Here is a 12,250-nt window from a genome sequence, read left to right on the forward strand (position 1 = left end):
GGGAGCCTGCATGTAGCTTCGCGTACTTTCATACCGCGGGGGGTATTTCGTGACAGCATCGTTGCGCCGACGCTTGCCTTTGAGCATCCGCTCCACTCTGCCGGCCGCGCTGATCGCGCTGGCGACGGTTTTCGTCGCAGCGACCGCGCATGCCGATCCCTGCGTTGATATCGCCAAGCAGCTCGCCGGCCAGATCGACGGACTGAAGGTCAATTTCAGCGCCGCCAACATCACCTACCTCACGCATCCGGCGGCAAAGGAATTGTCGCTCGGCTGCCGCGGCAAGGATTATTCGATCGAGCTCTACGCCAAGACCGATCGCAAGATGAAGCCGGAGTTCTTCAACCTGGTCGGCTCCGCCACCGCGCTGATCTTCACCGTGCCGAAGGACGACGCCGTCACCGGCACCTCGCGCTGCCTGAAGCGCATGGGCATCTTGCGCGGCAACACCATCACGATGCGCTATCGCCGCCTCAACCTCGAATGCACCCGCAACAAGACCGACGCTTCGATCACGGTTCGCCGCGGCAACAACGAGTGATCAGCCTTCGCTGGTGATGCGCGCGATGGCGTCGAGCACCCGGCCCCATCCCGGGCTCATCATGTCGAAGGCGAAGCGGTTGCCCGGCAGCACGAAGCCGTCATGCACCATCCGCAGATGGGTGCCGCCCTCGACCGGCGTCAGCGTCCAGGTGACGATCGTGTCGAGCTTCGAGCCGTATTCCGGATTGGTATCAGCACCGCCCTTCCAGGAGTAGCGCAACAGGCGCGGCGGATCGCAATCCAGCACCTCGCAATGCACGACACCGTCCCAGTCGCCCATCGGCTTGGTGTGGAAATTGAAGCGATGGCCAACGGCCGGCACGAAATCGTTCGGCATCAGCCATTTCGCGATCCGATCGCTCGTCGTCAGCGTTCGCCAGATCTTCTCGGCCGCGTAGGGCAGCACCTTCTCGACCGTGATCGCGTGCGTCTCACCCATCACTCACTCTCCTTCAACAGCCGTTCCAGATTTGCGAAGCGCTCGACCCAGAACGTCTCGTAGTGGCCGAGCCAGTCGATCAGCGGACCGAGCCCCTTCGGCGCGATGCGATAATGGATATGCCGGCCCTCGCGCCGCTCGGCGACCAGCCCGGCATCGCGCAGCGCGCGCAGATGTTGCGACACCGCCGGCTGCGACACCTTTGAACCCTGCACCAGGCCGGTCGCGGCGATCTCGCCTTCCCGCGCAATCCGCTCGAACACTGCCCGCCGCGTCGGGTCCGCGAGGGTCTTCAACACATCGGTCAGCTGCGTGGCGGCGGGCATGAAAATATATAAGCAATTGCTTATATGATTGTCAATACAGTCGCGACGCTGGAACGTCTCGCCTGCTCCGAAAGTTGATCGCTGCGGTCGCATGTTTGCCGGGAAAAGGGTGCGATAATAACGACTGGAATCGCGCGGAGCCGCTCATGATCGCAAAGCTCCTTCTGCAGAATACCTTCTTCGTCATCACCATGGCCGTGCTGCTGTTTGCCTTCGCAGGTACGCTGCACTGGCCCGGCGCGTGGGTCTATCTGATCGCCTCGGCCGTGATCGGCCCGGCCTGCGGGCTCTGGCTCGCCAAGGTCGATCCCGGGCTGCTGGCCGAGCGCATGCGCCTCACCGCGCGTGAAGGCCAGCCCACCGAGGACAAGCGGTTCATGCTGGTGTTCCTGGTCGTTGCCGTGCTGTGGTTCGTCGCGATGGGGCTCGAGCGGCGCTTTGGCGGCGTCAATGACGGCGTGCCGCTGATCGTGCTCGGCCTTGTGCTGTATCTGGTCTCGACCGTGGCGATCCTGTGGGTGTTCCGCACCAACTCGTTCGCCGCGCCAGTCGTGAAGGTGCAGACCGAGCGCGACCATCACGTCATCTCGACCGGTCCCTACGCGCTGGTCCGCCATCCGATGTATACGAGCGTGATGCTGTTCTTCATCGGCGTGCCGCTGACGCTCGGCTCCTGGTGGGGCCTCGCCTTCGTGCCGGTGTTCTTCGTGATGTTTGCGATCCGCACCCGGATTGAGGAGCGCACGCTGGTGACGGGATTGTCAGGCTACGCCGATTATACGGCACGGGTGCGCTACCGCCTCGTGCCCGGGCTGTGGTGAGGGATCATCATGGCGGAGAAGACCTACACCGGCGGTTGCCATTGCGGACAGGTCCGCTTCGAATGCACCACCGATATGGCCATGGTGACGGCCTGCAACTGCTCGATCTGCACCAAGAAGGGCCTGCACTTCGTGTTCATGCCGCCGTCGAGCTTCCAGCTTCGCGCCGGCGCCGAGAACCTCAAGGAATATCTCTTCAACCGCCATGCGATCCGCCATCAACTTTGCGTCGATTGCGGCGTCGACGTGTTCGCGCGCGGCAAGAAGCCCGACGGCACCGACATCGTGGCGCTGAATGTCAGCTGCATCGATGGCATCGATCTGTCGAAGATCGCGATGACGCCGGTGGATGGGCGGAGCCGGTAGCCTTCCACGCCGTCATTCCGGGGCACGCGGAGCGTGAACCCGGAATCCAGAGATTGTGGCGCGAGATTCCGGGTTCGCTTCGCGCCCCGGAATGACGGCGATCACAAATCCAGCGCCTTGTAGCGCCGGAAAATGCCCTCTTCGTTGAAAGGAATCCGCCGCTCGCTGGCCAGATACGTCTGGATGTTCGGCCGCTCGGCGACGCGATCGCGCAGCGCGATCAGCCGCGGGATCTTTTTCTCGAACGTCGCCATCCGCTTCGGAAACGCGTAGCGCAGGCCGTCCACGATCTGGAACAGCGACAGGTCGGCGTAGGTCAGCCGACGGCCGGTGACGAACGCACCGCGGTTGGCCTGCACGAGATCCTCGAAATAGCCGAGATATTTCGGCACCCGCGAATCCCAGAACTCCTCGGCGCGCTTCTTCGCCGGAGCCTTCTGGTCTTCGTAATACAGCGATGGCCCGAGCGGATGATGGGTATCGTGGATCTCCACCACGAAGTCCGCGATCGTCAGCTGCAGCTGGTGCACCCAGAGCTTTCCGCCCTCCGCCTTCGGCGCCAGGCCGTGGCGCGCGCCGAGATAGAGCAGGATATTGGCGGTCTGCCCGATCGTGAGACTGCCGGCCTTGAGGAACGGCGGCGCGAAGGGCGGCGCGCCCTTGTGTGCCTCCATCATCTTCGTCATGGCACCCATGCCGCCCTTGGCGCGCGCGACATCGGTGTAGCCGGCGCCCGCATCCTCGAGCGCGAGGCGGACATACTCGCCGCGGCCCTGGATCATCGGCCAGTAGTAAAGCTGATAGTGCATGCACTTACCTCCGAAAACTTCGCCGCATCGGTTCGCTTCACCTCGATCGTAGCCACGCCGCGGTCAGATCGTCCATCGCGCATCGCTGCCTGTGCGAACCGCACCGAGGCTGCTAAGGTTCCAACGTCGAATCTTTCGATGAGGGATCATCTTATGGCGGACAGCAAGAAGAAGCGGGGCGCGGCAGATCGCGCTCTGATCGCGTTGAGCGAGTCCTACGAAGTTGCGTACTGGTCCAAGAAGTTCAAGGTCACGCCGGCGAAGCTGAAAGCTGCCGTCAAGAAGGTCGGGCATTCGGCCAAGAAGATGGAAGCCTATTTCAAGGAGCAGCGCCACAAGGCCGCCGACCGCGCGCGGATCGCGATCAGCGAGCCCTACGAGGTCCGCTACTGGTCGAAGAAGTTCAAGGTGACCCCTGCCCGGCTCAAGACCGCGGTCGCAGCCGTCGGACATTCCTCGAAGAAGGTCGAAGCCTATTTCGCGGCCAAGAAAAAAACCGCGAAGAAAAAGAAGGCTGCGAAGAAGACCGCAAAGAAGACCGTCAAGCGCAGGAAGAGCTGAGCGCGATCGCACTATCCCGTCATTGCGAGGCGCGAGGCGACGAAGCAATCCATCGCTCCGTGCGTACGGCAGGATGGATTGCGTCGGTGCGCTCGCAATGACGAAGCAGATGCGCTCTCTCAGTTCGCCGCGAAGCAGTACAGCAGGCCGTCGCCGCCGGTGCTCTTCAGGTCAGCCTGGGAGCAACCGCCGTCGGGACCGCGCGAGGGATGCGACGTGTTCCAGGATTTTGAGGGCTCGTCGTCGCGCAGGCCCTTGCGGTCGAAATGCCCGAGCATGGCGGCGCCTTGTGTGCTGCTTGTCCAGTTCTTGCAGGTGCGGTCCTCGCCGGCCGCAAATGCCGTACCGTCTGCTTGCGAGCCCGTCAGCACGTCGTGGCGGTTCGGCGTGTCGCCGGCACCGTTGACGACCTCGCCCTTCTCGGACAGCGCGGTCTGCTTGGTGAGATTGTTGCCGGCGCTGTGCAGGTCGGCGACGTCCTTGGCGACCACGACCCCCTTTACATTCTTCCAAGGTCCCTTGCCGATACGATCGCGCGCATTCTCCGCTGCCTTGCCATCGGCCGCCTGAGTCGAGAGATAGGCGCGCCAGGTCTTCGGCGCGCCGAAGCCGGCGGCCTGCGCCAGCGTCTGGCAATGATTGTCGGCGCCGGCGAGCCCGCCGAGATTGCCGCCGTTGCCGATGCCGTTGCTGGTCAGGAAGAAGCTGGTGTCGGCGGTCTGCGCCGCCGCCGGCGGCGCCGCCACGACGACGAACGCAAGACAGGCCGGAACCGCGATCTGCGCAACGATCTTCATCTCAATCCTCCCGATGGTTGTTATGGTCCGCTGAGATCAACCCGCAGGCCCTCCGGATATTCCGGCGCCGCGACATGTGAATGAAGGCACAAAACAAAGGCGCCGCGGACGAGGCCGCGGCGCCTTGTATCTGTCATTCTCCGGCAACCGATCAGTTGGTCTGCTGGATCGCCGAAAGCTCCCAATTGCCGCCGCGCTGGCGTACGAAGGTCCAGACCTCAGTGACCTCCTCCGGCTGCGTGCTGCCGCCGACCTGACGGCCGGTGCCGCGCTCGAGCGTGGTGTCGACCAGCGAGTAGCGCATCGCGACCGTCGCATACTCGCTGTCGCCTTCGCGCCAGGCTTCCGCCAGATCGCCCTGCAGCAGCTTCACATTGGTCACCTTGTTGGTGACGTTGCGCGCCTTGTTCTCCTCGAGATCCTTCGAGAAGTACGACACCATCTCCGGCGTCGCGAGCGTGTGCAGCTTCGCGATGTCCTCGTTCGACCACGCGGTCTGGATGTCGCCGAGCAGCCGTTCGAACGTCTCATAGTCGCCAGGCGCGATCTCGACCGGCGCATTCGATCCGCCGCCAAGGCCGAAGCCGAAGCCCGAGCGGGCGTTCGCCTGCGGACCGGGGCCGACGTCGGGGCCACCGGCATAGGCGGCCGCCGGCGTGTTGCGGCGCTGCCACCACGACATCGCAAGGCGAACCACGAGCACGATCAGACCGATCTGCAGCAAGAGGCCGAGCATCGACGACAAGCCGCCGAGACCCGAGAACAACCCGCCACCGAACAGCATGCCGAACAGGCCGGCGCCAAGGAAGCCCGCGGCCAGGCCGCCGAGCAGGCCGCGGCCCATTCCGCCGCGACCAAACAGGCCGCCGGAATTTGCCGCCGCCGGCGAGCCCATGTTCGGGCTACCGGGCTGGCTGAAGGTGCGGTTCATCGGCGCAACCGAGCCCGGCGCCGTGTTGGTCGAGGGCGGCGCGGAGAATGTCCGCGAGCCGCGCGAGCCGCCGCCGCCAACGCGGGCGTCGGCCGCCGAAACGGTCATCATCACGGGCAGCGCCAGTGCCATCGCGACGGCGATCGCCCGAACAATTCCACGCGTGCGTTGCGAGAAATTCATGTTGGTTTCCTCAAAGGATTCCCCGGCATGGGGAAACGCCCCTAAGATGGGCAGGGACGGTTAAAAGTGAAGCGGGAAACGGGAACCGCGGCTGCGGCCCTCGGTCGCGGAGATGTGACACTATGGTCCTTATGGATGCGACGGCGCGTCCTACCGCGGGATGAGGCCCGGTTTCAACCACAGTTACCGCGGAATTTCGCCTCGCACTTGCGAGAAGTAAAGCCGGTTGCCGCGGCAACCGGCTAGTTCGCCGTCATGGTTTCCTTCACCGCGGCGACCAGCTGCGTCAACGTGAAGGGTTTCGGCAGGAACGCGAACTGCTGGTTCTCCGGCAGGCTCTTCTCGAAGGCGTCCTCGGCATAGCCTGAGACGAAGATGATCTTCAGCTCCGCGTTGCGGCTGCGCATTTCCTTCAGCAGCGTCGGGCCGTCCATCTCCGGCATCACGACGTCGGAGACGACGAGATCGACAGCGCCGTTCTTCTCCTCGAACGCTTCCAGCGCCTCGACGCCGTTCGCCGCCTCGATCACGCTGTAGCCGCGCGAACGCAGGCCGCGCGCATTGAGCGAGCGCAGGCCGTCCTCGTCCTCGACCAGCAGGATGGTGCCCTGCCCGGTCAGATCCGGCTTCGGCTTGGCGGCTTCCGTGGCGGCGGCGGTTTCCATGGCCGCACCGTTGCCGGCCTGGGCCTCAGGTGCGACCTCCTGCTCCTGGCGATGCCGCGGCAAATAGATCCGGAACGTGGTGCCGCCGGCCGGCACGGAATCGACATAGACGAAGCCGCCGGTCTGCTTGACGATGCCGTAGACCGTGGACAGGCCGAGGCCGGTGCCCTTGCCGACTTCCTTGGTCGAGAAGAACGGCTCGAAGATCTTGTCGATGATCTCGGCCGGAATGCCGGTGCCGGTGTCGGCGATCTCGATCTTCACATAGTCCGCCGCCGGCATGCCCTTGTTGGCGAGCTGGGCGGCCTCCTCGGTCGGTACATTGGCGGTGCGGATGATCAGCTTGCCGCCGTCGGGCATCGCATCGCGCGCGTTGACCGCGAGATTGACCACCACCTGCTCGAACTGCGAGACGTCGACCTTCACCGGCCACAGGTCGCGGCCATGCACGAGGTCGAGCTTGACCTTCTCGCCGATCAGCCGGCGCAGCAGCATGGTGAGGTCGCTCAATGCATCGCCGAGATCGAGCACCTGCGGCCGCAGCGTCTGGCGGCGCGAGAATGCAAGCAGCTGCCGCACCAGCGTCGCGGCGCGGGTGGCGTTCTGCTTGATCTGCATGATGTCCTGGAACGACGGGTCGGTCGGCTTGTGCGCGTTCAGCAGGAAGTCGTTGGCCATCATGATGGCCGACAGCACGTTGTTGAAGTCGTGCGCGATGCCGCCGGCGAGCTGGCCGACCATCTCCATCTTCTGCGACTGGTTGATCTGGTTTTCCAGCGCGCGCCGCTCGGTGGTTTCGAGCATGTAGACGATCGCGGTCTCGGCGTCGCGCTCGTCCTTCTCGACGGTGGTGACGAAGAACTGGGCAAAGCGCTCCTTGGGCCCGTCGAGCATCACCTCGACCGGCGCGATGTCGCCCTGGCCCTCGGCCGCCTGGTTGATCGCGGCGATCAGCAGGCCGCGGTCGCGCGGATTGACGGCGCGGAAGATCGACTTGGCGGCGCCGCCGTCGCCGTTCAGGCCCTGCGCCAGCTTGGCATAGCGCGCATTGGCGCCGACCACATTGCCGCCGCGATCGACGGTCGCGATCGCCATCGGCGTATGGTCGAAGAAGCGCATGAAGCGCACCTCGGCGGCGCGCTCCGGATCGGAATGCTCGTCGCGGGCGCGGCTAATTACCAGCGTGCGCGAGGCGCCCGCCGCGCCGTCGGAGCCGAAAGCGAGCTTGTGATAGAGCCGCACCGGCACGGTCTTGCCGCCGCGCATCCGCAGGTCGATGTCGAACACCTCGGTCTTGACCTCGCCCGGCACCGCCGCAATCGAGGTCAACAGCGCCGCGCCGTCGCCCGAGACGATGTCGGTCAGTTTCAGGCCGCCCGAGCCGATCTCGGCCAGATCGTAGTCCAGCCAGTTGGCCAGCGTGGCGTTGACATAGGCGATCTCGCCGGCCGGATTGACCGAGAAGAAGCCGCATGGCGCGTGATCGAGATATTCGATCGCGTGCCGCAGCTCCTGGAACACGTCTTCCTGGCGCTCGCGGTCGCGGGTGACGTCGGCGATCGACCAAACCGCATATTTCGCATCGCGCTTGCCCTCGCCGAGCGGGCGTACCCGCAGGCGCAGCCAGCGGCCCTGGCCGGCCTCGTGACCGGCGAGGCGGACCTCCTCCTGCTGCCGCTTGCCCTCGCGCGCAGCCTTCAAAAGGCGGAACACGGCCTCGGAGACGTCGGGGTTGCCGATGAAGACGCGCTCGACCGGACGGACCTCCTGCGGCCCGGCCGCGCCGGTCAGCGTGAGATAGGCGGCGTTGGAATAGACCACGTGGCCGCGGGAGTCGGTGACGACGAGCCCTTCCTGGGCCTGGTCGGCGATCCGCGCCATCACCGGATCATCGGTGGCGCGGTCGGAGAAGCGGATGATGCCGGCGGCAAGGGCGAACAGGTTGAACAGCCCGACGGTGGCGAGCAGCGCCAGCACGCCGAGAATATAGGGCTGCGCCTCGGTGCGGCCGATGGTCATCAGCCAGACCGCCACCGCGACGATGCCGGCGGCGATCAGGACCACCAGCAGGATGCTGCCGTTCCGCCGCGCTGGCCCGTGGGCCACGAAAGGCTCGGTCACGGAAGGATCGTTGCTATCGGCGGTCATCTGGAGAGACATGGCTCGTCTGCATCACGAAGGCGACCGGCCGGCCACCTCGCCCCTGAGTGCCTGAATCGGACCCGAAAACGCAAGTCCAACAGGCGGCAATTTCGCAAGTTACGCGCATTTCAAGCGGGTTTTCCGCCCCTTACTGCCGCAGGCCGGACAGGCCGCGCCTCAGCCGCATCACGTAGCCGATGATTTCGGCAACCGCGTGATAGTGCTCGACCGGGATCTCCCGGTCGAGCTCGACCGTCGCATAGAGCGCCCGGGCCAGCGCCACGTTCTCCACGATCGGAATGTCGTGCTCCTTGGCGATCTCCCGGATCTTGAAGGCAAGATTGTCGACGCCCTTGGCGACGCAGATCGGCGCCGACATGCTGCGGTCGTAGGCCAGCGCCACCGAATAGTGGGTCGGGTTGGTGATGATCACCGAGGCCTTCGGAACCTGGGCCATCATGCGCTTCTTGGCGCGCTGGACCCGCAATTGCTTGATCCTGCCCTTGACGTGCGGGTCGCCTTCCGACTGCTTGAACTCCTCCTTCATCTCCTGCAGCGACATCTTGTGACGCTCGTACCAGGTCCGGTACTGGAAGAAGTAATCGGCGATCGCGACCGCAGCGAGGATGGCGACCACCGCCGCCAACAGGTGCACCGTCATGCCGGTGATGGCGGGCAGTAGCTCGGCCGGATCGACCCGCAGGAAGGATTCCATCCGCATCCGGTCGGGCCACAGCACCGCGACCATCACGGCGCCGAGCGCAATCAGCTTGAACAGGCCCTTCAGGAAATTCGCCACCGCCTGCTTGCCGAACAGCCGCTTGAAGCCGGCAGCCGGCGAGATCTTGGAGAATTTCGGCTTCAGCTGCTCGCCCGACCACACCAGCTGATGCTGCACCATGTTGCCCGCGATCGCGGCCAGCGCCAGCAACAGGAACGGCACGCCGATCGCGGCGACCACCGCGTAGCCGAGCGACTGGGTCAGCGCCAGCAGGCCGGCGCCGTCGGTGCGGATCATCCATGAACTAGCGATCAGGTTGCGCAGCGGCATCAAGATGCCGCTGCCGATCGAGCCCGAGAAGGTCGACAGCACCAAGGTGCCGCCGGCGATCACGAACCAGGTATTGACCTCCTGGCTCTTGGCAACGTCACCTTTCTCGAGGGCTTCATCGAGACGTTTTTGCGTAGGGTCTTCTGTTTTGTCTTCGGTATCGTCCGCCACTGCTTCTCCCCCTAATTCATCGGAGCGAGCTGGCGCATGACGCCGAGGAAATAGTCGAGATAGGTGTTCATCATCGCGGCGAGCACGACGCCGAAGATCAGGAACCCGACCATGATCGAGAGCGGCACGCCGACGAAATAGACCTGCATCTGCGGCATCAGCCGCGCCAGCACGCCAAGCCCGATGTTGAAGACCAGGCCGAACACCAGGAACGGCGCGGACAGCTGCAGGCCGATCTTGAAGGCGGCGGAGAAGGCCGAGGTCGCAAGCGCTGCGACATCGCCGGTCGGCATGATCTCGCCCGGCGAGAAAATGCGGTAGCTCTCGCTCAGCGCCGCAATGACGAGATAGTGGCTGTCGGTCGCAAACAGCAGCGTGAGGCCGAGGATGGTGAGGAAGTTGCCGATAATCTGGCCCTGCTGCCCCTGGGTCGGATCGACCGCGGTGACGAAGCCGAGGCCGAGCTGCTGCGCGATCACGGAGCCCGCGACGTTGAGCGCCGACAGCGTCACCCGCGCGGTCGCGCCGAGCACGATGCCGATGATGAGCTCATGCACCATCAGGACGCCGAGCGAGGAGATCGACGTCAGGTCGACATGATAGGCGTTGCGATGCAGGGGGAGGATGATCAGCGTCAGCAATAGCGCGATCGACAGCTTGACCCGCGCCGGGATGTTGCTCTCGCCGAAACCGGGCAGCAGCATCACCATCGCGCCCACGCGCGCGAAGACCAGCACGAAGATCGCGGCCAGCGCCGGCAGCAGGGAGACATCGATGCGCATGACTGCGGCATTAGTGCATCAACCGCCGATGATTCGCGATGAAATCCGCATCATGTGGCTACTGAGCGAGTCCGCCATGAACGGCAGCGCCAGCAGCAATGTGACGAAGATCGCGAGGATCTTCGGCACGAAAATCAGGGTCTGCTCCTGGATCTGCGTCAGCGCCTGGAACAGCGACACCACGACGCCGACCACGAGGCCGACCACCATCAGGGGCGACGACACCACCACGATGGTCCAGATCGCATCGCGCGCCACGTCGAGGGTTTCGGGGCCGGTCATTGTTGAGTTCTCGCTGTCAGTTGTTTGCACCGTCGTTCCGGGGCGATGCAAAGCATCGAACCCGGAACCTCGAGATCTTTGATGTGCAATTGCACATCTGAGGCTCGATGCTGCGCATCGCCCCGGGATGACGTCGCAAGCGACGTCAGATCGGCATCTTCATGATGTCTTCATAGGCCTGGATCACGCGGTCGCGCACCGAGACCAGCGTCGACACCGCAACGTCGGTGTCGGCGACCGCCGTCACCACATCCATCACGTTCGCCTTGCCCGAGGTCATCGCCATGGTCTGCGCGTCGGACTTCTTGCCCGCCTCCAGGACGCTGCCGACGGAGTCCTTCAGCAGCGCGCTGAAGGATGGGCCGGCGACGGCCTGCCCGGCCTTCTCGGCGCCGCCGCGCTCCATCATCTTGGCGAGATTGGCGTAGGCGTTGGCGGCGACTGTCGGTGAAGCCATGATTTACGTTCCCTGTTCTTGTTGCGTCAGGACTTGAGGATGTCGAGCGTGCGCTGGATCATCCGCCGCGTCGCGCTGATGATGTTGAGGTTGGCCTCGTAGGAGCGCTGGGCGTCGCGCATGTCGGTCATTTCGACCATCGCATTGACGTTCGGATATTTGACGTTGCCCGAGGCGTCCGCCGCCGGATTGCCCGGCTCGTGCTTGACCCGGAACGAAGACTGGTCGGGGCGGATCCGGCCCAGCGCCACGACCTGGGCGTCGAGTGTGCGATCGAGCGTGGAGGAGAAGGTCGGCACCTTGCGGCGGTAAGGGTCGCCGCCCGCGGTCTGCGCCGTCGAATCGGCATTGGCGATATTTTCCGAGATCACCCGCATGCGCCCCGCCTGCGCCCGCAGGCCTGAGGTCGCGATGCTCATCGAGCGGGCGAAATCGCTTGTTCCATCTGCCATGGGATCCTCCTGCCGCCGTCAGGCGGGCTAACCCTTGCTCTAGCCCTTGCCGATCGCAGTCTTCAGCAGATGCAGGCTGCGGCTGTAGAGCGAGGTGACGGCCGCATAGTCCATCTGGTTGGCCGACACTTTCAGCATCTGCTCCTCGAGATTGACCGCGTTGCCGGCCGGACGGGTCTGGAACCCGCTCTTGCCGCGATCGTTGTCGAAGCTGTCGGGCGCGCCGGACGCCGCCATGTGGGTAGCGCTGGTCTGCATCATCGGCAGCGTCCCCACGCCGCCGCCAACCGTGGCGCCGGCCCGGTCGAACTTCGGCTCGGCCAGGTCCCGCGGCCGGAAGTTCGGCGTGTCGGAATTGGAAATGTTCTCGGCGAGCACCCGCTGGCGCTCCTGGTGCCACTGCATCTTGGTGCGCAACGCCGACAGGATCGGGAGATCGTTCATGGCCATCGCCGCGGCTCCGTTAACCTCA

The 12,250-nt window shown here is 64.7% G+C and carries 16 protein-coding genes; 4 read left to right on the plus strand and 12 right to left on the minus strand.

Translation table 11 applies throughout. From position 1 onward, the window contains the following. The first annotated feature begins 85 nt into the window (after positions 1-85). The gene (locus tag Q2M23_RS25060; RefSeq protein ID WP_371852106.1) at positions 86-541 is read left to right on the plus strand and encodes a hypothetical protein; all 456 of its coding nucleotides are present in this window, start codon (positions 86-88) and stop codon (positions 539-541) included. On the opposite strand, the gene Q2M23_RS25065 is transcribed toward Q2M23_RS25060, so the two are convergent. Beyond that, a complete protein-coding gene (locus Q2M23_RS25065) occupies positions 542-982 on the minus strand; it encodes an SRPBCC family protein (RefSeq protein WP_057018341.1) in 441 nt (146 codons plus the stop codon). Continuing rightward, on the minus strand, positions 982-1,308 hold the full coding sequence (locus Q2M23_RS25070; RefSeq protein WP_316397373.1) for a metalloregulator ArsR/SmtB family transcription factor: 327 nt from the start codon (positions 1,306-1,308) through the stop codon (positions 982-984). Before Q2M23_RS25070 ends, Q2M23_RS25065 begins: the two co-directional genes overlap by 1 nt. 146 nt (positions 1,309-1,454) lie before the next feature. Between Q2M23_RS25070 and Q2M23_RS25075 the strand changes: the two genes are divergently transcribed. Further along, complete coding sequence (locus Q2M23_RS25075; protein WP_057018340.1) at positions 1,455-2,129, plus strand: methyltransferase family protein; 675 nt, start codon at positions 1,455-1,457, stop codon at positions 2,127-2,129. A gap of 9 nt (positions 2,130-2,138) precedes the next feature. Continuing rightward, a complete protein-coding gene (locus Q2M23_RS25080; protein WP_057018339.1) occupies positions 2,139-2,495 on the plus strand; it encodes a GFA family protein in 357 nt (118 codons plus the stop codon). A 101-nt stretch (positions 2,496-2,596) separates the two neighbouring features. Here the strand turns inward: Q2M23_RS25080 and Q2M23_RS25085 are convergent, their stop codons facing one another. After that, entirely contained in the window at positions 2,597-3,304 is a 708-nt protein-coding gene (locus tag Q2M23_RS25085) for a glutathione S-transferase (RefSeq protein WP_316397374.1), read from the minus strand. Positions 3,305-3,457: 153 nt separating this feature from the next. Between Q2M23_RS25085 and Q2M23_RS25090 the strand changes: the two genes are divergently transcribed. Further along, positions 3,458-3,865: a DUF3606 domain-containing protein gene (locus Q2M23_RS25090; RefSeq protein ID WP_229191792.1), complete on the plus strand. Its 408-nt coding sequence runs from the start codon at positions 3,458-3,460 to the stop codon at positions 3,863-3,865. A gap of 119 nt (positions 3,866-3,984) precedes the next feature. Here the strand turns inward: Q2M23_RS25090 and Q2M23_RS25095 are convergent, their stop codons facing one another. From Q2M23_RS25095 to flgB, 9 genes are all read right to left on the minus strand, one after another. After that, positions 3,985-4,662, minus strand: coding sequence for a hypothetical protein (locus Q2M23_RS25095; protein ID WP_018272461.1), 678 nt, complete (start codon positions 4,660-4,662; stop codon positions 3,985-3,987). A 151-nt stretch (positions 4,663-4,813) separates the two neighbouring features. Next, on the minus strand, positions 4,814-5,776 hold the full coding sequence (locus Q2M23_RS25100) for a Tim44 domain-containing protein (protein ID WP_057018337.1): 963 nt from the start codon (positions 5,774-5,776) through the stop codon (positions 4,814-4,816). A 242-nt stretch (positions 5,777-6,018) separates the two neighbouring features. Beyond that, on the minus strand, positions 6,019-8,589 hold the full coding sequence (gene cckA, locus Q2M23_RS25105) for a cell cycle histidine kinase CckA (RefSeq protein ID WP_316397434.1): 2,571 nt from the start codon (positions 8,587-8,589) through the stop codon (positions 6,019-6,021). Positions 8,590-8,731: 142 nt separating this feature from the next. Further along, positions 8,732-9,805, minus strand: coding sequence for a flagellar biosynthesis protein FlhB (gene flhB / locus Q2M23_RS25110; RefSeq protein ID WP_316397375.1), 1,074 nt, complete (start codon positions 9,803-9,805; stop codon positions 8,732-8,734). A gap of 11 nt (positions 9,806-9,816) precedes the next feature. After that, a complete protein-coding gene (gene fliR, locus Q2M23_RS25115; protein ID WP_016844767.1) occupies positions 9,817-10,587 on the minus strand; it encodes a flagellar biosynthetic protein FliR in 771 nt (256 codons plus the stop codon). An 18-nt stretch (positions 10,588-10,605) separates the two neighbouring features. Beyond that, positions 10,606-10,869 (minus strand): flagellar biosynthesis protein FliQ, encoded by a 264-nt coding sequence (gene fliQ / locus Q2M23_RS25120; RefSeq protein ID WP_016844766.1) that lies wholly within the window; start codon positions 10,867-10,869, stop codon positions 10,606-10,608. Between the two features lie 145 nt (positions 10,870-11,014). Further along, positions 11,015-11,326, minus strand: coding sequence for a flagellar hook-basal body complex protein FliE (fliE, locus tag Q2M23_RS25125; RefSeq protein WP_057018333.1), 312 nt, complete (start codon positions 11,324-11,326; stop codon positions 11,015-11,017). A gap of 26 nt (positions 11,327-11,352) precedes the next feature. Beyond that, a complete protein-coding gene (gene flgC / locus Q2M23_RS25130) occupies positions 11,353-11,778 on the minus strand; it encodes a flagellar basal body rod protein FlgC (protein WP_018272466.1) in 426 nt (141 codons plus the stop codon). A 39-nt stretch (positions 11,779-11,817) separates the two neighbouring features. Beyond that, positions 11,818-12,228, minus strand: coding sequence for a flagellar basal body rod protein FlgB (gene flgB, locus Q2M23_RS25135; RefSeq protein ID WP_076825629.1), 411 nt, complete (start codon positions 12,226-12,228; stop codon positions 11,818-11,820). Positions 12,229-12,250 lie beyond the last annotated feature (22 nt).

This window comes from Bradyrhizobium sp. 33ap4 (assembly GCF_032654765.1).
GTDB lineage: Bacteria > Pseudomonadota > Alphaproteobacteria > Rhizobiales > Xanthobacteraceae > Bradyrhizobium > Bradyrhizobium australafricanum.

Bases quoted from the DNA above. Each gene is read 5' to 3' on its own strand.
- Q2M23_RS25065 (WP_057018341.1), bottom strand. From the start codon at position 982: ATGGGTGAGACGCACGCGATCACGGTCGAGAAGGTGCTGCCCTACGCG.
- Q2M23_RS25070 (WP_316397373.1), bottom strand. From the start codon at position 1,308: ATGCCCGCCGCCACGCAGCTGACCGATGTGTTGAAGACCCTCGCGGAC.
- Q2M23_RS25075 (WP_057018340.1), top strand. From the start codon at position 1,455: ATGATCGCAAAGCTCCTTCTGCAGAATACCTTCTTCGTCATCACCATG.
- Q2M23_RS25080 (WP_057018339.1), top strand. From the start codon at position 2,139: ATGGCGGAGAAGACCTACACCGGCGGTTGCCATTGCGGACAGGTCCGC.
- Q2M23_RS25085 (WP_316397374.1), bottom strand. From the start codon at position 3,304: ATGCACTATCAGCTTTACTACTGGCCGATGATCCAGGGCCGCGGCGAG.
- Q2M23_RS25090 (WP_229191792.1), top strand. From the start codon at position 3,458: ATGGCGGACAGCAAGAAGAAGCGGGGCGCGGCAGATCGCGCTCTGATC.
- Q2M23_RS25095 (WP_018272461.1), bottom strand. From the start codon at position 4,662: ATGAAGATCGTTGCGCAGATCGCGGTTCCGGCCTGTCTTGCGTTCGTC.
- Q2M23_RS25100 (WP_057018337.1), bottom strand. From the start codon at position 5,776: ATGAATTTCTCGCAACGCACGCGTGGAATTGTTCGGGCGATCGCCGTC.
- cckA (WP_316397434.1), bottom strand. From the start codon at position 8,589: ATGACCGCCGATAGCAACGATCCTTCCGTGACCGAGCCTTTCGTGGCC.
- fliR (WP_016844767.1), bottom strand. From the start codon at position 10,587: ATGCGCATCGATGTCTCCCTGCTGCCGGCGCTGGCCGCGATCTTCGTG.
- fliQ (WP_016844766.1), bottom strand. From the start codon at position 10,869: ATGACCGGCCCCGAAACCCTCGACGTGGCGCGCGATGCGATCTGGACC.
- fliE (WP_057018333.1), bottom strand. From the start codon at position 11,326: ATGGCTTCACCGACAGTCGCCGCCAACGCCTACGCCAATCTCGCCAAG.
- flgC (WP_018272466.1), bottom strand. From the start codon at position 11,778: ATGGCAGATGGAACAAGCGATTTCGCCCGCTCGATGAGCATCGCGACC.
- flgB (WP_076825629.1), bottom strand. From the start codon at position 12,228: ATGGCCATGAACGATCTCCCGATCCTGTCGGCGTTGCGCACCAAGATG.